The 19,886-nt window shown below is 68.7% G+C and carries 15 protein-coding genes; 4 read left to right on the top strand and 11 right to left on the bottom strand.

What is annotated here, in order from left to right; genetic code table 11:
* From brxC to brxE, 4 genes are read right to left on the bottom strand one after another with little or no spacing between them, the layout of a single operon-like run.
* On the bottom strand, positions 1 to 3,627 hold the full coding sequence (gene brxC / locus WMF22_RS17685) for a BREX system P-loop protein BrxC (protein ID WP_438036460.1): 3,627 nt from the start codon (positions 3,625 to 3,627) through the stop codon (positions 1 to 3).
* Positions 3,628 to 3,635: 8 nt separating this feature from the next.
* Positions 3,636 to 4,274, bottom strand: a complete 639-nt coding sequence (locus WMF22_RS17680; protein WP_437300225.1) for a BREX protein BrxB domain-containing protein — start codon at positions 4,272 to 4,274, stop codon at positions 3,636 to 3,638.
* Positions 4,271 to 5,056 carry a DUF1819 domain-containing protein gene (locus tag WMF22_RS17675; RefSeq protein ID WP_438036459.1) on the bottom strand — a complete coding sequence of 262 codons (786 nt, stop codon included), beginning with the start codon at positions 5,054 to 5,056 and terminating at the stop codon, positions 4,271 to 4,273. The genes WMF22_RS17680 and WMF22_RS17675 overlap by 4 nt, the downstream gene beginning before the upstream one ends.
* Before the next feature lie 17 nt (positions 5,057 to 5,073).
* On the bottom strand, positions 5,074 to 5,697 hold the full coding sequence (brxE, locus tag WMF22_RS17670; RefSeq protein ID WP_437300223.1) for a BREX-6 system BrxE protein: 624 nt from the start codon (positions 5,695 to 5,697) through the stop codon (positions 5,074 to 5,076).
* Positions 5,698 to 6,128: 431 nt separating this feature from the next.
* Here brxE and WMF22_RS17665 point away from each other — a divergent pair, with 431 nt between their 5' ends.
* Positions 6,129 to 6,440, top strand: coding sequence for a DUF4357 domain-containing protein (locus WMF22_RS17665; RefSeq protein WP_438036458.1), 312 nt, complete (start codon positions 6,129 to 6,131; stop codon positions 6,438 to 6,440).
* Positions 6,441 to 6,642: 202 nt separating this feature from the next.
* On the opposite strand, the gene WMF22_RS17660 is transcribed toward WMF22_RS17665, so the two are convergent.
* The 6 genes from WMF22_RS17660 to WMF22_RS17635 form a co-directional block, all read right to left on the bottom strand.
* Positions 6,643 to 9,735 (bottom strand): DUF3427 domain-containing protein, encoded by a 3,093-nt coding sequence (locus WMF22_RS17660; RefSeq protein WP_438036457.1) that lies wholly within the window; start codon positions 9,733 to 9,735, stop codon positions 6,643 to 6,645.
* A gap of 79 nt (positions 9,736 to 9,814) precedes the next feature.
* Positions 9,815 to 10,078 (bottom strand): hypothetical protein, encoded by a 264-nt coding sequence (locus WMF22_RS17655; protein ID WP_437300221.1) that lies wholly within the window; start codon positions 10,076 to 10,078, stop codon positions 9,815 to 9,817.
* Between the two features lie 199 nt (positions 10,079 to 10,277).
* Positions 10,278 to 11,285 carry a hypothetical protein gene (locus WMF22_RS17650; RefSeq protein ID WP_438036456.1) on the bottom strand — a complete coding sequence of 336 codons (1,008 nt, stop codon included), beginning with the start codon at positions 11,283 to 11,285 and terminating at the stop codon, positions 10,278 to 10,280.
* 11 nt (positions 11,286 to 11,296) lie between these two features.
* Positions 11,297 to 12,952: a hypothetical protein gene (locus tag WMF22_RS17645; RefSeq protein WP_438036455.1), complete on the bottom strand. Its 1,656-nt coding sequence runs from the start codon at positions 12,950 to 12,952 to the stop codon at positions 11,297 to 11,299.
* Complete coding sequence (locus WMF22_RS17640; protein WP_438036454.1) at positions 12,949 to 13,926, bottom strand: hypothetical protein; 978 nt, start codon at positions 13,924 to 13,926, stop codon at positions 12,949 to 12,951. Before WMF22_RS17640 ends, WMF22_RS17645 begins: the two co-directional genes overlap by 4 nt.
* Positions 13,927 to 14,423: 497 nt before the next feature.
* On the bottom strand, positions 14,424 to 15,293 hold the full coding sequence (locus WMF22_RS17635) for a hypothetical protein (protein WP_437300217.1): 870 nt from the start codon (positions 15,291 to 15,293) through the stop codon (positions 14,424 to 14,426).
* Between the two features lie 482 nt (positions 15,294 to 15,775).
* On the opposite strand from WMF22_RS17635, the gene WMF22_RS17630 reads away from it, so the two are divergent.
* Positions 15,776 to 17,074 carry a helix-turn-helix domain-containing protein gene (locus tag WMF22_RS17630; RefSeq protein WP_438036453.1) on the top strand — a complete coding sequence of 433 codons (1,299 nt, stop codon included), beginning with the start codon at positions 15,776 to 15,778 and terminating at the stop codon, positions 17,072 to 17,074.
* A gap of 107 nt (positions 17,075 to 17,181) precedes the next feature.
* Positions 17,182 to 17,637: a hypothetical protein gene (locus WMF22_RS17625; RefSeq protein ID WP_438036452.1), complete on the top strand. Its 456-nt coding sequence runs from the start codon at positions 17,182 to 17,184 to the stop codon at positions 17,635 to 17,637.
* A 118-nt stretch (positions 17,638 to 17,755) separates the two neighbouring features.
* Here the strand turns inward: WMF22_RS17625 and WMF22_RS17620 are convergent, their stop codons facing one another.
* Positions 17,756 to 18,478, bottom strand: a complete 723-nt coding sequence (locus WMF22_RS17620) for a hypothetical protein (RefSeq protein WP_438036451.1) — start codon at positions 18,476 to 18,478, stop codon at positions 17,756 to 17,758.
* Between the two features lie 489 nt (positions 18,479 to 18,967).
* Here WMF22_RS17620 and WMF22_RS17615 point away from each other — a divergent pair, with 489 nt between their 5' ends.
* A complete protein-coding gene (locus tag WMF22_RS17615) occupies positions 18,968 to 19,861 on the top strand; it encodes a hypothetical protein (RefSeq protein ID WP_437300214.1) in 894 nt (297 codons plus the stop codon).
* The last annotated feature ends 25 nt before the right edge of the window (positions 19,862 to 19,886 follow it).

Here is a 19,886-nt window from a genome sequence, read left to right as displayed (position 1 = left end):
TCAAACGATCCGTACGCGAGCGCCCTTGTCGAGGAGCGGGCCGATGCGGTCTTCCAGCTCGCTGAAGACCGCGCGCAGCTGCTCGCGGCTGGCCACCTCGCGGCCTCGGAGGTGGGTCTCGACCTTGACCACCTGCCGATCGGTCTCCTTGCTCAGCTCCTCGTCGAGCCGGTCGTTCGCCAGCTCCTCGGCAGGCTGGAGGCGGCTCGCGAAGCGGTCCCGCACCTCGACGAGCGTGGGCGAGACGGCCTCCGCCGTCGTGTCCACGAGGACCTCGGCGACCGGCCGGAGCACGCGGTGGGCCTGGTCGGCGTTGAGCTGCGCGAAGCCCGGCCGCGTCTTCACTCGGCCCCTCACCGCCTCGGCCTGCGCGTTCTGCTTGTTCAGGAGGCCCCGGCGAACCTCGACGTAGCGGGCGCGGATGCGGTCGAGGGCAGGCTTGAGCTGGCTCGCTTCACGCCACGGGAGCTCGGCCGACAGGTGATTCACCACGACCGCGGCGTCGTCCTCGATCCCCGAGAGCTCCTCCATCTGGCGGAGCTGCGACAGCTCGTGATCCCGGATGCGCGCGGCCTGATTCACCGTCTCGATCGCGCCGGGCGTCAGCTCCGAGCTGCGCAGCCCGAGCTGCTCCAGGCCGTCGCGGAGCACATCCAGGTTCCGCTTCACCTCCGCGACCGTCTGCTGGACGAACCGCGAGCGGCAGCAGTCCTCGAGGGCGCGCCCGAGCTTCTGGAGCGCCTGCGGGAGCGTCGGACGCCCCGGGAGCGCGTCGAAGCGCCGCTCCAGCTCCCTCAGCCGCTCGCGGTACGCCGGGAAGTGCAGGAACACGGTGTCGGCGATCGGCTCGTCCTCGGGATCCTGGTCGACCTGGAGGTACTTCTCGAACAGCTTCCGGATGGCGATGCGATCCTTCTGCGTGACGTCCCCCTCCGTGGCCGGGAAGAACTCGGCCCGCCGGAAGTCCCGGTCGCCTTTGAAGAGGTCGCGAACGCCCGGATCCTGGTGCGACTTGATGTCGGTGCCCTGCTCGGTGCGGATCCGGACCTTCTTGCCGCGCAGCAGGCCGGCGCAGCACGCCTTCACGAGATCGGGCGCGTACCCGTACGGCGGGCTCACGAACGTGGCCACGAGCGTCTGGCCGGAGAGCCCCCCGTGCTGCGCGATCTCCTGGGCGATCCGCGTCGGGAAGAGCCCGGCGCACGAGGCGACGTACTTGCCGGCGTCGAGGGAGAGGATGCCGAGCCCGCCGTCCATGAACTTCGTCGACGGCCCCGTCAGCTCCTTCTCCAGGAGCTGGCTTAGCTCCGTCGGGGAGATCGCGATCTCCGAGAAGTGCGGGTACAGGTCGGGGAGGAGCCGCGTGGCCATGCTGGAGAGGGCCGGGCCGAACGCGCTCCCGGCGTCCCGGGGACGCAGCGGCTGCCCGCGGAAGTAGGCGGAGCCTTCGAGGAAGGCCTCGGCCACCGCGGCCTTGACGCGCGCCTCCAGCTCGTCGAACCGCGCCTCCTCCTCGGCGAGGAGGCGCAGCTTCTCCGGCCTGAGGGACTCACGCCGGGGCCGGTTGCGTTCCAGCATCCGCTCCGAGCGGGCGAGCTGCCGCGCGTGATCTTCGATCGCCCCCGACTCGCCGACGACCCAGACAAGGCGGTTCCGGAGCTGGTCCTGGTCGCTCCTCGGCACCCAGACCGAGGAGGCCCGCTCCTCTTTCTTGCCGAGGAAGCGGAAGTCGACAGCCACGGTCGAGTCCTCGCGGGCGTCCTGGAGCTTCACGTCGTGGGCGTGGCGCCCATCGGAGAACCAGAGCGTCCACGGGAACGGCCGCCCCTTCCACCGCAGGCGCTCCTGCATCGAGCCCACGAGGTTCTTCAGCGCCTCCTGGGCGATCTTGCTGATCTGCTCCTGCGTGACGCCGATATCGTCGCGCTCCCGCTGCCACTCCTGGCCGGCGGAGCTCTGGATCTTGAACCCGTGCTTCTCGGAGTAGGAGAGCAGGCTCAGCGAGCGGAGCTTCTCCAGCGCCTCCGTGACCGGCTGAACGCGGTTGCCCTCGCCGAGCCGGCCGTAGAGGCAGGCGGCCACGAGCGGCGGCATCGTCGGCGTTTGCTCCTGGATCAGCTCCAGCAGGGCGACCGCCTTGGCGACGCGCTGGGCGAGCGCGTCGTCGCGGACCTGCGGGTCGTTGAAGAGGCGCGCGAGCGTCGTCTGCACGTCGGCGTCGAGCGCCGAGTGCTGGACCTCGAAGATGGCGTCGAGCGTGACGAGCGAGCCCACCTCGCCGTCCGCGAGCTTCTGCTCCCGGAACAGCTCGCCGAGGAGCTGCAGGAGGCCGCGGATGGCGTGGTCGTCCCCCTGCACGCGGGTCGAGCGCGTGCGGAGGTTCGAGGTGACCTGCATGAGCAGGTCGATGTGCCCGGGGAGCATCGGGTAGACCTCGACGAAATCCTCCTCGGTGATCTCCTCGCAGCCGTAGCCGTAGAGCTTCAGGTCCCCGCGGTGCTTCTGGAACAGGTCCCGGAGCGTGCCCTCCAGCTCGGGCTTCTTCTTGAGGAGCCGCTTGTGCACGACGTCGCGGATGTTCGTCGTGCCGAGGTGCACCCGCAGGTGCGTCGGGAAGCGATCCTTGAGCTTGCCGAGGTTGTTGCTCTCCGCCTGGTCCTCGAGCTTCTGCTGGCCGGTCGCGAACAGCCACACGCGCCCCTTGAGCCGCTGGCCCAGCTCCGACACGAACGACTGGAGCTTGAGCATCCGGCTCTCGTCCTGGTGGACGTACTGGCTCACCTCGTCCACGACGATGAACAGCGTGTTGTCAGCCGCGCGATTGTGGGCCATCGCGTCGATGGCCTCGACGACCTCGCGGACGCTCGTGCCCGCGCCCGTCCGCGCGCCCGCCCGGCTGTCGATCCAGCTCGTCGGATCGGGATAGCGGTCCGGCTTCATGACATGGAGCACGTGCGAGAAGTGGTCGTCGGCCTGCTCCTCCTCCTTCGCGGCCTTCCAGTCCTTGCCGAGGGTCTTCTTCGCGATCTGCACGAAGGTCTCCCACTCGCCGTCCCGCTCCAGGCGCAGCTCGAAGTCCGCGACGAGGTTGCTCTTCGAGCAGTACCCGAGCCGCGCCTGGACCAGGCGGAGCACGGCCGAGTGCACGTGCTCGCCGTCGCGGGCCACGCCGCCGATGTCGAAGACGACGGCCATCGGCGCCTTCACGTGCTTCGCGAGCGCGTGCCACGCCTCGACAAGCTCGTCCCTCCGGGGGGAGTCGTCCCGCTGGAGGAGGGCGGACCCAAGGGGCGTCCCGTCGGGGAGCACCACGCCGTCGAGGGAGAGCCCAAGGAGCTTCGCGAAGCTCGATTTACCGGAGCCGTAGAAGCCCGATATCCAGGACGCCGGCAGCTCGGGGCCGCTCTTCTTCGCCAGCTCGTGCGAGATCCCCCGGAGCAGGTGCACGAACTGCTCGTGGATGCCTGATTTCACCCGCCGCGCTCGCGGGTCGTCCTCGCGGTAGCCGCCCGTGATGATGTATTCGCTCACCTCCGCCTGCAGCTTCGCGGGCGACTGCTCATGAAAGTACACGACCGGCGGGATGTCCCGGGTCACGTTGGCGACGAAGAGGTCTCGGATCTTCATGGCAGCCTTCACGGGTAGATGCGGGGGCGGTAATCGCGGTCGGCGTCCAGCTCGCCCATGAAGGAGAGCGCTGTCGTGTCCTTGCGCTCGCCCGGGTAGAGCAGCACGACGGGGATGTTCCTCGTCTTGCCGTCGATATGCTTGAGGAGCGCCGAGGACCGAAAGAAGGGATAGAGCGCGCCGGCGCGGCCGAGGAGGACGAGGGTACGGCCTTCGCGATCCGGGTTCTGCTGCGCGAAGTCGGCGATGAGCTTCGCCACGTCGGCGGCGATCCCGCTCGGCCCCTCGATGTGGGGAGCGATCTTGTCGCGCAGGTACTCCAGCGCTCGCTCGGGGCTCTTCTCGTGGAGCCGCTTCTCCCGGCTCATGAGCGCCGCCACGTTCGCCTCCCCTGTCGCCCGGATCCGATCGAGCAGGAGCCTCTGGAGCGAGATGGGCAGGACCCCCCAGTCCTCGGCGCGCAGCTCGTCGGTCAGGCCGCGCATGAGCCGCCGGAGCTTGAACTCGTCCTTGGGGCGATACGGGAGGATCGCGAAGCGGTAATTCCGCATCGTGCTGATCTGGGGGCCGTCGGCGGCGAGCAGGTCGCGCCGGAGCGCGGCGACGGCCTCGTCGAGCGAGTCTTGCTGGAAGAGGGGTTGTGTCACAGCGTCGCCTCCGCCCAGGCGCCGAGGGTCGGCGCCTCCCATTCGAACTCGGTGAGGTGCGCCATCCGGCGGAACTGGATCCCCGGAAGAGCACGGAGCCTTTGATCGAGGAAGCCGTCCACGAGGCCCACGGACGCGAGATAGGGGTTCTCGGTCAAGGTCCCGGCGAAGCGGACGCCTCGCAGGAGGTGCAGCAGATAAGCGAGCGCGAGCTCGGGCACCTTGGGCAGGAGGAGCGCCCGAGGATCGCGCTTCGGCGAGAGGAGACCCGCCTCGGACGCGGCGGAGAGGAGCTTGCTCGCGAACTGCACGCAGGTCGCCGCGGACCACCGTTCGGGGAACTCGTTCTTCACCCACCGGAGCACGATGTCCCGGTCCACCTTCGGGTCCCGCAGGGCCCGGCGCTCGACGAGGAACATCCCCGTGAATCGCCGGTACAGCGGGTCGGAGAGCTGGAGGTGCCAGTGGCAGATCACCTGCCTCGTCGAGGCGTCCATCGCGTTCCACCGCCGGAGCACCCCGAGCGCCTCCGGGAAGGTGTCGTAGCGGTGCACGAAGCTCGAGAGGAGGAAGCGGACGCGCTCTAGGCTCTTGCTCCCGAACCACCGCTGCTCGAACGCGAGGAGGGCGCGCTCGACGGCAGGCACGGTGGGGTCGATGTGCTCCCAGTACGCGCGCGAGTCCTCGATCCCCAGAGCGAGGCGCAGGATGCGCGTGTGGATATCCGTCGCCTCGGCAGGGCGCTCGGCCGGCGCGCCCGTGGGGTCTGTCGCGATCGTCACGGCCTCCACCCTAGCGGTCACCCCTCCAGCTTGTAAAAAGGCAGCGGGTATTGCTCGGCGAGCGGCACGAGCGCGGCGCCGAGGCGCCTCACGAGCACGTCGGTCGCGTCGGGCCGCTTGCCCTTGAGCTGCCGGCCGCCCGGGACCGTGGTGAACGCCGCGTCGCCTCCCTGGAGCGCCGAGACGAGCTTCTCCTTGGCGAAGTCGGCGGTGAGGGGTAGCGGGAGCAGCAGGACCTCGGCCGGCGGGCGCCCCGAGCGTTTGTGGGCTGCGAAGCGATCTCCGAGCTGCTCGTCGAGCTCGAAGCCGAGGAAGTAGAGCGTCCGCAGCTTGTCGGGATCGGCCATCTTGGCGCGCGCCTTCGCGTCGGTCCGCCGGGCCGCTTCGCGCACCGCTTCGAGGGACGCCCAGACATGCGTCTGCGGGAGGAGCCGCGCGAAGAGGTCACCGCCGCCCGCGTCATCGATCAGATCCGTGTCCCACCAGCCGAGGCGGCGCGGCGAGCAACGACCTTCACCCGCCCACGCGATTGTCACCTGCATCGCGAGGATCGCGTCGAGCGTCTCATCGGGGACCAGGGTTGCCATGCGGACGGTCGACGTTACGCGCAGGTTGCCGATCTGATCAAGGTTCGTTAGCATCGCCCCCGGTGCCACGTCGTCACCATCGACCAGAGCCGACCGAGCTGATCGCGACTGCCGAGGCGACGATGCTGCCCGGCGTCCACCTGCCGGCGTTGCGCCGGTGGGACGAAAGCGCGGAGTTTCCCACCCGCTGCCACCCGATCAACGCATATCGGATGGTCCTGCGCTTCGATGGGATGGAGTTGCGGAAGAAGATCCTCAATAGGAGGAGGGCTGCATAGTGCCGGGTTGCTCCGTACGACTGTTCCTGATCGACGGCAGTCCCCAGGGCATGCGCACGGCCGAAGTTGGCAACTGGACCGGGTTGGCCCTCGTCTGCCCTCGCACGGATCTCGCTCGTCTCGCGTTGCGTCCCGAGGTGAAGAAGACCGGCATCTACATCCTCGTCGGCCCGTCGGAGACCGCAGGATGCGAGGGCCGAGTGCGTCGTGCGCGAGGGCCAGTTCGTCATCCGCCAGGGCTCCTCGGCGCGGGTGAGGGAGGTCGAGTCCCTCGGCGATGGAGCGCGTGCACTTCGCAAGAACCTTCGAGACGCTGGGGTGCTCGTGCCGGCCAACGGGAACCCGAACCTGTTCCGGTTCACTCAGGAGTACGCCTTCGATTCACCTTCTGGAGCAGCGGCCGTGGTGTCGGGCACCGGGCTCAACGGGCGTGTCGCTTGGAAGGTAAAGAACGAGGGGATCTCGTACAAGGAATGGCAGGAGAAGCTCGTCGCTTCGGAAGCAAGCGACGCCTCTTAAGGCGGCGCTTGCGGATGCACGCGGGTGCAGCTTCATGACCGTTCCTGGCGTCTCGCCAATGGCCGCCCGGAACGACCTGCTTGTGGATCAGACTCCCGCGGCAGCTCAATCTCCGGGCAATGCCGAGACGAGAGCCGGCGGGTGGTTCACTTAGGTGCACCGCAGGCGCGCACTTTGTCCGCAGAAGCGGACAAGGTTCCCCTCACGCCACCGCCGCCGCAAACGACGCGAACAGGTCCCCCGGCAGCGCATGCTTCAGCCGCCACGTGATCGCCATCGGCAACTCCGACTCATGCCGCACATAGCTCGCCGGCCCCAGGAACCAGAACGCCCGCTCGTCGCTGCGCAGCCGCGCGAACAGCATCACCGCCGTGCCGAGCGCCTCGTGCTGCTGGTAGCGCTGCCCCGTCTCGCTCTCGGCGCGGGTGGTCGACTGGCTCTCCCAGTGGATCAGCTGCCGGTTGATGGCATGGTCGCGGTAGCGCGTCGTCGGCGAGAACTGCCCGTTCGTCTTGTCGAGCGTGAACGCGAGCAGGTCGGCGCGGGCGTCCTTCGCCCAGTACACTCCTGTCTGCCAGGGCGCGACCTTCGCGCTGCCCCCGACGCCGAACGCCGCCAGGATTTCGATGCGCGAATAGCGCGCGTGCACCTGGAGCGGCACGTCCGGATGGGTCGCGAGCCCCCGGTGAACGTGGCCCACGCGGGCGGCGAGCACGTCCATCACCTCGACGAGCTCCGCGCGCACCTGGGGGTGCGCCCAGACGAGGGCGCACGCCTGCGCAAGGGTGGTCGCCTTGTCGATGGCGCGATCGGCCACGGTGGCGACGAGCATGCGCAGGAGGCGGCGCTCCCGCACGCTCATCGCCCCGGGATCGGGGCACGCGTCGGACGCGAGCAGCCGGCGAACCACCTCGATCCGCACGAAGTCGTCGACGTGGAGCAGCCGCCCGCACGCGCGCCGCAGCACCTGCTCGTGCGGTCCTACGCCGAGCGACGGGAGCCCGGCGTCACCACGGAGGTCTGACCACGAGCGCTGCCCTGCATAGACGTCCTCGAGCTCGAGCCCGGTCTCTTCGAGGAACCGCGCAAGGCTCACGTCGCCGCCGCGGGCGAGCCGCCGCAGCTCGTCGACCTTGGCCGTCCACCCCGACGGCACCGCTTGCCGGATGTTCTCGAGCACGAGCTCCGATGCCTTCTGGTCGAGCTCCATGTGGCAGCCCGCGGGCAGAAACGGGAACCCGCCTTCGATCTGCTGAACGAGCTCTTTCCGGCTCCCGCCGAGCAGGGCTGCGAAGCGGCGATCGAAGCGGAACTCGCGCCGATGGTGCCCGACGAAGTCGAGCACCGTGCAAACGGTCTTGCCGGCGCTGCGCCGCAGGCCGCGCCCGAGCTGCTGCAAGAAGAGCGTGGGGCTGTCGGTCGGGCGCAGGAGGATCAGCGTGTCGACCGCAGGGACGTCGATGCCCTCGTTGAACAGATCCACGGAGAAGACAACGTTGACCCGCCGCGCGCCGAGATCGGCGAGGGCCGCGCGCCGCTCGTCATCGGCGCTGTCCCCCCACACCGCGCTCGCCGCGACGCCGGCCTCGCGAAAGACGCGCGCCATGAACCGCGCGTGCTCGATGCTGACGCAGAATCCGAGCGCCCGCATCGTTCGCGTGTCATCGACATGCGCGGCGAGCTGGGCCACCACCTGCCGGGCCCAGACGTCGTTGGCGGTGAGCAGCTTGGAGAGGCCATCGACGTCGTAGCCGCGCCCGCGACGCCAGGGCACATCGCGCAGGTCCAGCCCGTCGTGGATGCCGTAGTAGACGAACGGAACGAGCCGGTGCTGATCGATCGCGTCCCAGAGCCGCAGCTCTGCGGCGATCCGGTCATCGAACCAGCCGAGGAGCGGGAGCCCATCGCTTCTCTCGGGCGTGGCCGTGAGGCCGAGGAGCTCGACGGGACGCACGCGCTCCAGCAGCGCGCGGTACGACGGCGCGGCGGCGTGGTGAAACTCATCGATGATCACCACGTCGAAATGGGCCGGATCCAGGTCATCGAGCCCTGCTGCCGAGAGGCTCTGGATCGACGCAAAGACATGCTCGAAGCGCCGCGGGTGACGGCCGCCGACCCACAGCTCGCCAAAGGCATGATCGCGCAGGCCGTGACGAAACGTCGCGAGGCTCTGCTCCAGGATCTCCCCGCGGTGCGCGACGAAGAGCAGGCGTGCGCGGGGGAGCGCCTCCCGGAGCCGGGCGTAGTCGATGGCGGCCATGACGGTCTTGCCGGTGCCGGTCGCCGATACCAGCAGGTTGCGGTGATGCCCGCGCTCGCGGGAGAGCGCGATCTGCTCGAGCAGACGTTCCTGGAACGGCTCGGCGCGGAGCTCGATCGGGCCGAGCATCACCGGTAGCGCCGCGTTCGTCGCCTGATCGACGCGCTCCAGGAACTCCGCGCGGTCGTACGGCACGAAGTCGCCGCTGTTCCAGTAGCTCTCGAAGACGGCGGCGACCTTGGCGACGACATCCGGGTTGCGGGCGCCGGACACGCGAACGTTCCACTCGAGCCCGCTCGTTTGCGCGGTGTGTGTCAGGTTGGAAGAGCCGATATAGGCAGTCGAGAAGCCCGACGCGCGATGAAACAGCCAGGCCTTCGCGTGCAGGCGGGTCGTCCCCGTGTCGTACGACACGCACACCTCGGCGCCGATCTTGCGGAGCGCCTCGAGCGCCGCCGCTTCGGTCGATCCCGTGTACGTAGTCGTCAGCACACGCAGCGCGCGGCCCGCCTGACAGTGCACGCGGAGCGCCTCGAGCAGCGGGGCGATGCCGCTCCGGCGGACGAACGCCATGACGACGTCGATGCGGTCCGCCGAGCGAACCTCGGTCAGGAGCTGGTGGCCTACCCTCGGCTCGCCAGGCGCGTTGGTGAGCAGCGCCGTGTCGAGGAGCGGGATGAGCGGCTCGGGGATCGTCTCCGGCCTGCCGTCCGGCTTTCGCCCGACGATGGCGTGGAGCACCGTCGCCGGCTCGACGGGCGCCTCGGGCTGGAGCTCCGCGCCGGCGATCACCTGGTCGATCTGCTCGACGAGCCTCCGCGCCAGACCCACGCCGACGGCCACACGCTCCGCATCGGGCACGCCGGAGAGGGCGCGCTGCACGAGGCGACCCAGGTGCAGTGCGATACGGTCGGCGGCCTCAGCGGCCCGGAGCGCCGCGGTGCGGACCTCCAGGCTGGCGTCGAGCTCGCGCAGGCCGGACGCCAGCGCCTCCGTGATCAGATCCTGGTAGAGACCGCGCCGGTTCGCCGTCATGGCCAGCGAGTCTACGGCAGGCGAGCGCACATCCAGGCGGCATTCGACCGGTCGCTCGCCGCAGCGCCGCTCACGCTCGTCAATGACCGACGACGGAGAGAGCCATCACCACGCAAGCGAGAATGAGCGCCGAGCAGATGGGCACCACGATCCAGAAACCGAGGTACGGCGTGGAAGGGTGACGGACGCGAACGAGACTCACGACAAGGACGTAGAGCGCAGAGGTCAGCGTGAAGGTGAACGCCAACGGCCTGAGCATTTTCGTCCCTTCAATCGAAAAGACGTAGAGGGAAAACAGAGTTGGCAGCGCGAGCAAGAGGACGATGAGGATCTTGAGGAACATGCCGAACGCTCGTCTTGTCGGTCAGGGTTTCAGGTCCACGGCAACAGCAACTTTGCGCGGGATCAGGACAGCGGCCGCCTCACTCGAGCCGGCGGCTCACGACCGATTGTGTGGCGTGCGGCTCTGGCGGCCTCGCCATGCGCTCACGCGCACCACGAGGGCACGCGCTCAGCCCCTGGCGGCGCAGATCGTCGGGGTCTCACGGGGCGGCGGTGTACGTGCCGCTAGCGGTCTGACCGAAGGGATCGCGACAGGCTACCGTCACGCTCACCGGACCAGTGAGCGTGTCGGCGGCCTTGACCTCGATGTCCACCCGGCCATCGCCGTCGTCGTCCTCCGCCGCCGCCGCTCCGGCCATGAGATCATGGCCCGCCGAGGTCACCGTGATGCCCTGCGCCGGCGTCGCCTGGCAGGACTCGACGCGACCTTCGGTGTCCGCGGTCACTCGGATGGCCTGGGACGGCCGCAGCGCGCTGGACGAGGGGAAGAGCGAGGGCCGGTCGGCGACGAGGATCTCCACCGGGGCGGCGCTCGCATCACCTGCTGTCGCCGTGACCCACGCCCTCCCAGGCCGGGTCGAGGTGAAGGTGGCCGTGGCCACGGCATTGGCCGTTCCGTCGCCCGCGAGCACGACCTGGTTGGCGACCGTGCCGCCGAGGGAGCCACCCTCGCTGGCCTGGAACGTGACACGCGCGCCCGCGGCCGCGGGAGCGGCGGTGATCACGAGCGTCGCGTGAAACTTCCCGTTCGCCGGGATATAGCCCTCGCCGTCCGGGTAGGTGCGGACGAGCGCGAGGTTCTCGACGGGAATACCGAGGTTCACCAGGAAGTCGGCCCTGGCTTCCTCCTCACACGCGTCGGTCGCCACAACGGGGACGCTCACCAGCCCGCCTTCCCCGGGCGGGAGGGACCGGAGGACCGCCAGGGGCACCGTCGCCGTCCAGCTCCGGAAGTTGAAGGCGTCGCGCGTCGCGGCGACTCCGGCCACCATGATGTTGCGAATGGTCAGATCCGCCGAGTGCTCGGCCGTGCCCCGGACCAGGAGGTCGGATCGCACGATTCGCTCCGGGTTCTGCTCGAGGACCTCGATCTCGATGTCGTCGCCCCGGCACTCGACCTCGACGTCCGGGGGTTCGTCGTCGAAGTTGCACGCGGCCACGAGGAGCGAAAGAGCGATGGATCGGACGGCAAGCTTTGCGACGTACATGGGCCGGTCCCTCACTTGAAGAAAGTCGCGCTGCTGCGGGTCGCGACCTGGAGAAATTCAGGGCTGAAGTTGAAGACGAGGCCCCCGCCGACGCCGTAGCGCTCGGTGGTAGGGACCGAGCCTGCGTCCACGGGTGACCCCACCTCGTACCCGGGCGCGAGGCGCGTCACGCGGCGCAGCACCACGGTGCCCGCGAGCGAGAAGCTGGGCGAAAACTCCCATTCGAGCCCGAGGTGCAGCGATTTGAGGAGCTCGAGGCTGGTGGCGCTCTGGTTCAACAGCCCGATCCCCACATAGGGAGCGACGCAGGTCCCGCATCCCCGGATTGCCGAGCGGCCGCCGTCGGCGAGGTAGTCGAACACGAAGGGGGCGAACCCCAGCACCAGCTCGACATCGACGTTGCCCGACGACCTGGCGACGATCTCGGGCTGCTGGCTGCCGGGCCGGGTGCTGGCTTCATACACGCGGTCGACCGCGCCGGTGAAAACCGGGCCCAGGCCGAGCCGGACGGCACCGACGTAGGTCTGCTCCACGAGGAGCTCGACGGTGTACGTCGGGTTCTCTGCGCCATCGAGGTGCTTGATCTTGATGTCCGCCTTGCCCGGTCGGCGCGGCCCGAACGTGGATTCGGAGACAATGTCGATGGACTTCTGGGATTTGCCACCTCCGCCCTTCAGATCGGCCTGGGCCTGTTCTTGGCCCGCCTTCTCCGAGATCTCGGCACGGATGCCCGGCTGGAAGAGGCCGCGCTCGCCATCCATGGTGATGTTCACCTTCTTTTCGCGAAGGTGCCGCACCCTCACCAGGACGGCCCGGTTCGGGCGGATGATCTGGCTGGTATCCGGCTTGAACTGGAAGACCGGCCGGTCTCCGTCGGTCACCAGATCGACGCAGATGAGAACCGTCTCTTGATTGCGATCCTTCTTGTTGCAGAAGGTATCCTCGAGCTCCAACGGCACGCCCCCCGCCGTGGGGGGCGATTGTTCGTCCTTGTTGTCGATCTGGAACTCGGCGTAGCCGGCGTAGCCGCTGCCGTCGAAGTCTGCAAACCCGGTGATCGCCTGGGCCCCCTTGAGCTCGATAGGCAGCGCCAGCTTGTCGTCCTGGGTCGGCACGATCCTCCATTCGCGCTTGCCGCCCACGTCGACCACGAACGCGACTTGGCCCTGGGCGGCGGGCGCTCCGCTCGCGACCTTCAGCGAATCCCCGTTCTCGTCGGCCAGCGACAGCTTCGTCCCGTTGCCGGAGCGCGGCCTGTGCTTGAGGACTATCGTCGCGTTGGGATTGAAGCTCGCCGGAGCAGTCTTGTCGAGGTTTGGCGAAGGGCCCATGAACGACAGGGTGAGCTGATCGTCGGGGCGCTGCGAGCGCCACAGGAGCGGGCAGTCGTCGAGGCCACCGGCGCTGGGCTTGATCGAGGCCTTATCGACATTGACCTTGCAGTGCTCTTCCTTCGTCACCACGCCGCCGTTCTCGGCCTTGATCCAGAAGTCCACGTCCGTCGCGACCGCGCCCGCCGGTCTCTTGAACACATCGGCGAAGGTCGGCCCGGCGATCGACTTCTGCGCAATCTGGAAGACATCGTAGGTCTCCTGGCTCGCCGCGCGCGCGTTCTGGGGGAGCAGCCATGCGGCGAGCATGGGCAGAATGAACAGGTGGGCTCTCATTGGTTGGATCCTCGGAAGAATTTCCAGTACATGGGCCCGATCTCGCGGGCAAGATAGCCGATGGGCAGCAGGAACGAGACGGGCCGGGTGGTGCTCCCGGCGAAGACGGTCCCGATGACCCGGCCATCCTCGCTGGTCACCAGGGACCCCGAGTCGCCGGCCTTGCTGAAGGCGCCATCCTCCAGAGAATCGATGACGAGCGCACCGGTGTAGTCGTGGGGGACCCCGTCGGGCAGGGTGACCCTCGTCGTCGACGAGGCGACCTGCCGCAGCCTCCCGCGGCGGATCGGATCCCTCCCGGCGATGACGCGAGAGAAGTGCCGCACTTTCATGCGATCGGCGCCGAGCGTCGCGAAGAGCGGGAACGGCGGGCCGCACTCGGTCGCAGGGTGATGACCGTTCACGCTCCACGCAGGGCCCGGATCGAGCCGGGCTATCGCGAAGTCGACGGGCTGGTTCGCCCCCAGCCGACCTTGCAGCAGGGTAGCCCGGTGCGCTGTCCCGAGGACGTCGACGACCTGCACCTGCTCGTTCGGGCCGTCGCCAGGTCCGTAAAACGACCTGATTCGTCCGTCGCTGTAGGGCAAGGTCCCGTGCCCGGAGAGGAGCGCGTAGGTGACGCCGTCGTCTTGCATCACCGCCGAAAGGGTCGACCTGCGCATCCGGGGGCCGTGGCCGGAGCGCACCTCGCTGCGGACGTCCACCGTATGCGCCCGGATCTCCCCGACCTCGAGCACGTCGATGGAATACCCGTCGAGGCTCGCCGGCAGGCGCTCGCTTTCAGGTAGGTCTCTGCCGGCGCGCTTCCTCGCCACGTGGACACAGATGGCGGGCCGATCGAGCCACGCGCCGCCCTGGCGCTTCTCTCCCCAGAACACCCCCATCACGCCAGGTAGCCCCCGGAACCGGTCGGAGATGGCTGCCACCTCGGCGGAGACATCCCATCCCTCCAAGGTACCCTTGAGCATGATCATCTGGCATACATCAATTTCTTCGCAGACGCAAGAATTGCCGCGGCGCGCGCGTATCAAGTTGCCGCAGACATGCCTTCTCAAACGCCGCGATCGGCTCGGACAGCTAAATCCCCGCGGCGTGGAACAGCGCGGCGAGCTCTTCAGCCGCGGGTTGTTGCGGCCCTTGACCTGGGCGTTGTTGTAGCCGTCCCGTGTGAGGAAGCGCTCCTCGCGGCCACCGCCTTTACCGTACTCGACGAGGAAAGCGCACCTTGCCATTGAGGAAGGGCGCCCAGGGGGGCTCGCCGAGGCCGGAGGGGGGCCTCTCCACCGCGGAGACGGGTGCCACCCATCTTTTCTTAAAGGCACGTCCACCGGGAGATGGGTGCCACCCATCTTTTCTTGGAGGCACGTCCACCGCGGAGATGGGTGCCACCCATCTTTTCTTGGAGGCACGTCCACCGGGAGATGGGTGCCACCCATCTCCCCCGTGGACGACCCACCTCACCCGGACGGGTTCACGGCGCCCCGCCGGCCCCGAACGGGGGCGCCGAGACGACCTCGGGCTTCCTGGCCGGGGCCTTCCGACGGGCTCTCCCGAGATCGTCGACCATCTCGACGTAGGGCGCCAGCAGGAACGCGGCGAGCGCCTCGCTCCCCGGGATCTCCGGGTCGGCGTGGCTCTCGATCTTCTGGATCACGCTCCGCAGCGCATCCCGGGCGGCGCTCCACTGCGGCCGGCCGTCGGTCGGCCCGCCGTCCTTGGCGAGGACCACGGTCGTGAAGCCGTAGGCCTCGCCGAAGCGCGCGTGGGCGGCGACGAGCTGCCGGTAATGCCGGGTCCCGCCGAACTGCTCGATCACCGCCTGGGCGCGCTCCTCCTCCAGCGTCTTCATCCGCTGCACCATCGCGGCCCACTGGACGCGGGGCCGGCGCGTGATGAAGCGGAGCCCCTCGGGCGCCGGAAAGAGCTGCGCATACAGCCAGCGCGCCTCGGAGGGCGACGGCGTCTCCCCATCGTCGGAGAGCCCGGCGGCGCCCGCGTTCCACTGCTCGAACGCGCGCCATCGGTCGTCGCTCTCGGTGTTCGCCGCGCTCCGCTCGGCCTCGCTCGGCGCCGCATGACGCTGATCGGCCTGCGCGCTCGCCCGCAGGCCGCGGAACCCCTGGAGCTCTGTCGCGGCCGCGTCGAAGCGCCTCCACGGCCTGTCGATGTGCGGCGGCAGCGCCGCGACGGGCTCGACCCCCTTGGGCAGCGGCGCGTCGCCCTCCTTGCGTTTACCGCCCTTCGGCCGGAGCACCGCCGCGATCCGCGCGCTCATCTGATCTCGGAGACCGATCACGTCGTCCGCGACGAGATCCGGGGGGAGGACGATGGTCGAAAACATCGGTGTTTCACTCACGGGGGAAACCTCCTGTGATGTCTGATGGGTTCTGGCCTGCCGCCGTGGCGACACGCCGTGGTTTCGTTGCGGCGTGGCGGCCTGGCAACCCACGTGCCGGCGCGAGATGCGTGAATGTCTCGGCGAAACGTCTCAGACAGCGAGGGGCTGAGCGCAATGCCCCGTCATGATCCGCAACGGATTGCGCTGTTGCGCAACGCTCCCGTCGGCGCGTCACCACCGCTTGTGTGTCGCGATGCCCGGGAGCTGCGTGAACCGCCAGGATCACGCAGCTCCGGAAGAGCTCCAGGCGAGAGAGCGGACGGGGGCCTCCTCCGGCGGACGAGCATCCTCCAGCATTTCGAGCCCCGCCACGTCGACGCCGGCCTCGCTCCAGCGGGATGGCGGCGGAGCTCGTCCAAGCTCATCGACGCGGGCGCGTCGCCGCCTCGCTTGGATTTCGCAGCTGGCGCCGTGGCTGCGGAGGCTTGCTTCTCCTGAGCGGCTCGCTCGGCGTTGAGGACGAAAAAACGGTCGATGGCCTACCGGAGCGGTCTCCCGCCTGGTTCAAATTTGTTGCGCGGATTCCAGGAATCCGTACAGTTTTCCACAGCCTCGCCCGGGTACCAGTTCACACCTCTCGGGCATACATTCTCGACATGAATCAGGCGATCGGAACACTCGTACGAACCCGCCGGTCGGAGGTGGGTTTCTCGCATGAGGAGCTCGCGGAGCTTGCACGCGTGCCGCTCGCGACGCTGGAAGCATTCGAGGAGGGGCAGGGAAACATCACCGCAGCGGCGCTGGACCGCGTCGCGTACGTCCTCTGCGTGGATGCGGGCGTCCTGCGGCAGGGCAGGATCGAGCGCTCGCCGACGGCCGCCCTGTTCTTCCGCCAGGGCGCCTTTGCGGACTTCCGCGACGTCGAGGATCGCCCCCAGGTCGTGGCAACGTTCGAGCGCGCGCTCGCCCTCCGGAAGGTCAACGCCCTCCTCGGGAGACCTCCCGGCCTTCGCGAACGATTCGAGCCAGAGGAGCCCACCCCGGAAGCTTTCAAGGACGGGTACCGCCTCGCTCGCAAGTTACGGAGCGCGCTGGGAGACGAGACCGGCCCTCTCGGAGACATGGCCGAGCTGCTCGAAGAGGAGTTTGACGTCCTGGTGCGGGCCGAGGCGCTGTCGAGCGCTCGGATCGATGCGCTTGCGTTGAAGGAACCGCAAACCGGCATCGCAGCGGTCATCTTGAACACAGCGAGCAAGCGCCGATCCAATCCATGGGCGGCCCGCGTCGACCTTGCTCACGAGCTCGGGCACATCCTGTTCGATCCTCCGCAGGGAGAGATCAACCTCGTGGTCGATCAGGAGGGTGACGAGGGCAAGGTCGTATGGCACGGCGAGAGGCGAGCGCGCGCATTTGCCGCCGAGCTCCTCATGCCCGCAGAGGGACTGCGGCAGCTCCTGGGCCCCCCCCAGTATGAGATGGCCACGTCCAAGGCGCTCGATCTGCTGGCTCGGACCCGGCAGCACTTCGAGACCCCCATCGAGATCACGGTGAACCATCTGGTCAATCGCGAGTACATCGTCCACTTTCAGCAAGAAGCCGTGATCGAGAAGGCCAGGCGTACGAGCGGCGGCTCGGCGGCAGCCGTCCCTCTGTTGGATCCATCCGGGCACGATGTTCTCACCCGACGCGTGCTCGAAGCGCTCGATCGCGATCTGATCTCCGCCGGGCGCGCGCGGGAGTTGCTGCAGCTGACCGCCTGGGATGATTTGCCCACGAGCGCGTGAGCCAGAGCGTTCCCATGGTTCGGTACCTCCTCGACACCAACGCGGTAATTCCGTTCCAGCGTGCGGGTTGCCTGAAGGCGCTCGTGGCTGCGGCAAAGAGCGTACCGATGGCCATCGTGGACGACGTGCTCGAAGAGCTCACCGTGCCCAGGAAGCCGACCGATCCCGAGACGAACCTCATGAAGGAGGCCGGCCGAGAGCTGCGCGGGAGCTCGGTGGAGCTCATCGAGGTGCTGGCCGGCTCGGAGGAAGACGCGACGCGGGGCGTCCTCATGGCGTTCGTGGATCGAGGAGAAGCAGCCTCGATCGCCGTCGCATCGCGTCGCTCGGATCTCATCTTCGTGACGGAAGACGTCCGGGCCGTCCAGGGCAAGCCCAAGCTTTATCGTGAGCTCCCAGGCGACGTTGGCAGGATCATCGGGCTACACGCCCTCTTGCGGGTGCTGGTCGAGCGCGGCGCGCTGTCCGCGGCGCTCGCCAGGGCGGTTGCGGCTTCCCGTGACCTCGATCCTCCGCTCTGGTGGGCGGGGTGGACCGCCTCGCTCCCACCGGAGAAGCCGTAGCACGCACTCCGTCTTCCGGGCCCCGGAGGTCCAGACGCTGGAGAGGCTCGCTGGACGTCGAGCTTTCCCTGTCTGTCATCGTCCTCCCGCTTCGACGTCCAGATCGTGGGCTCGCTTCCTATTGCTGCGAGCGCTGATAGGTATTCCCGAAGTCGTCCTGCACCACGACGGCGAGCCCGTCCACCGCCTCCACCTCGATCCTTAACTCGATCACCCGCGTTCGAAAGGCCCAGCCGTCGGGAAGCGTCAATGTCTCGCCGAGCTTCGCGAGCGACGCCTCGTCCTGCTGCACCTCCTGCACGCTGTACGACTGCAACTCGTAGATCGCGCCCTCCGGATCGACGAGCTCATAGACGGTTTTGCCCGCATCGTAGCCCCACGTCGTGTCGCGTCGCACGGCGCGTGTCTCGTAGGGCTTCGCCTTGCCCGAGGCCTCGGCGAGCGCGACGGTGAGCGTGCCCGTCTTGCGCATCTCGATGCCGCCGAGCGTGCGCACCTCCGGATCGAGCACCTTCGAGCCCTCGAAGCTGTCGATCATCCAGTGGCGCGGGCCGTTCAGGACCACCACGTCTGCGCTCGTCTCGGCCCTCACCTCCGCCTCATCCACCGCGACCCACGCCGCCTCGGGGCACTCGTTCAGGCCCTGCGTGTTGTACACGTCGATCGTCACCGATCCCGCGCCGAGATCCGCGTCGCCGAGCAGGATCTCGCAGTAACGGCTCCCCCGCAGGGTCTCCTGCGCGGGCGCGGGCGTCTCGGTTTCGACGGGCTTCGTGCTGCCACAGCCGACCGCGGCGAGAACGAGCGAGAGGAAAATGGAGAGCGACGACGGCTTGTTCATGGCGTGTACCTCGGGCAGAAGGCGTTCGTGGAGCGCGCGGATCGCGCCCTCTTTCCCCTGCTCCCGTAAAAGCACCCGCCGACCCGACACGGCCTCGGTCGATTCTTCTCCGCGCTCCCTCCCGTCGGGTTGGCCGGGATCTCCACGGAGCGAGGAGAACATCACCTCTCCGCGGCCCCGCGACGCCCCCTCCCGCCGCCCCCTCGCTCCGGCAGCCCCGATGGGCGCTTGTCATGGCGGCGCAACACCCGCTGTCCGCGCGACGGTCACCTGTAACGCCGCCGTACCACCTCGCCGGGAAACGCGCCGGCGATCCGCCGCCGCCGCACGGCCAAATCCGCCGCCGCCGCGCCGCTCGCACGCGTGGCACGGCGCATGCTCCTTGTCCCCGGCACGCAGCGCGGCGATCATCGCCGCTTGTGTCCACGCTCGGCGAGGTCGCCGTTGCCGTGAACGAAGGCTCTAAACTCTCTGGACGAGGAGATCGCGATGAAGCGCTCGGTCGGTGCGCACGGGATGGTGATGGGCGTCGGGCTCCTCATGGCGGCTTGCGGGCCGGCGTCGGAGTCGGACATCGAAGTCGAGCTCGCCGGGCCGGGGCTCGAGGCGACAGGGCTGAAGCCCGGTATCCCGGACACCAACGGGACCGAGAAGCTCGCGTGGCACACCTGGAAGTACGCGGTGGTCACGGCGCTGCGGAACCCGCTGCTCCAGAACGACCAGATCCACCCGAACATCCTCGCCACCAAGATCCTCGACGCGGCGGCCCCCGGGGGCGTGGACGGCAGGGAGGTCTTCGATCACACCGTCCGCTGCGCCGCCCCCTACGGCACCGTCGTGCACCACGGCGGGGAGGTCTACCTGGGGCGAGGGATGGTGAGCAGCGCGTCGGCCTGGACGGAGCAGGGGCTCTCCGATGCCGTGATCGGCAACGTGCTGGAGTGCGTGATCGCCTACGTCAACGACGTGACCGACGGCCTCAGCGTCCTGCTCACGGGCACCCAGGTGGCCGACGACGGGGAGCCTCACACCGAGTACGTTCACCGCGAGGCGCTCTGGTGCGCGGTCCCCTCGACCGCGTTCGGCGCCATGGTGTTCGTCTATGCGACGGCCCCGTTCATCGCCCACTGCGACGTCAACCCTGAGTCGGCGCTGAAGCAGCGGTACTGCTACAAGGACGGGGCCTGCGGCCTCAACTACATGGGGTCCCTGGCGGACAGCGTCGATAACGGCACTTGCCAGCCCGTCGGACTCCCGGGGCACGGCCAGTTCATCTGCAACGAAAAGCCGTGCACGATGACGTGGCTGAAGGACATCGAGCCCGACTGGTGCCGTGAGCCCACGCGCGAGCGCACGATCGATCCCGCGCTGTTCCCCCGGTGAACGCCGCGGGCCGCGCGGGCCGCGG

The organism is Sorangium sp. So ce204 (genome assembly GCF_051526795.1).
In the GTDB taxonomy this organism is placed as follows: Bacteria; Myxococcota_A; Polyangia; order Polyangiales; family Polyangiaceae; genus Sorangium; species Sorangium cellulosum_B.
This window is presented reverse-complemented; position numbering and strand designations above follow the sequence as displayed.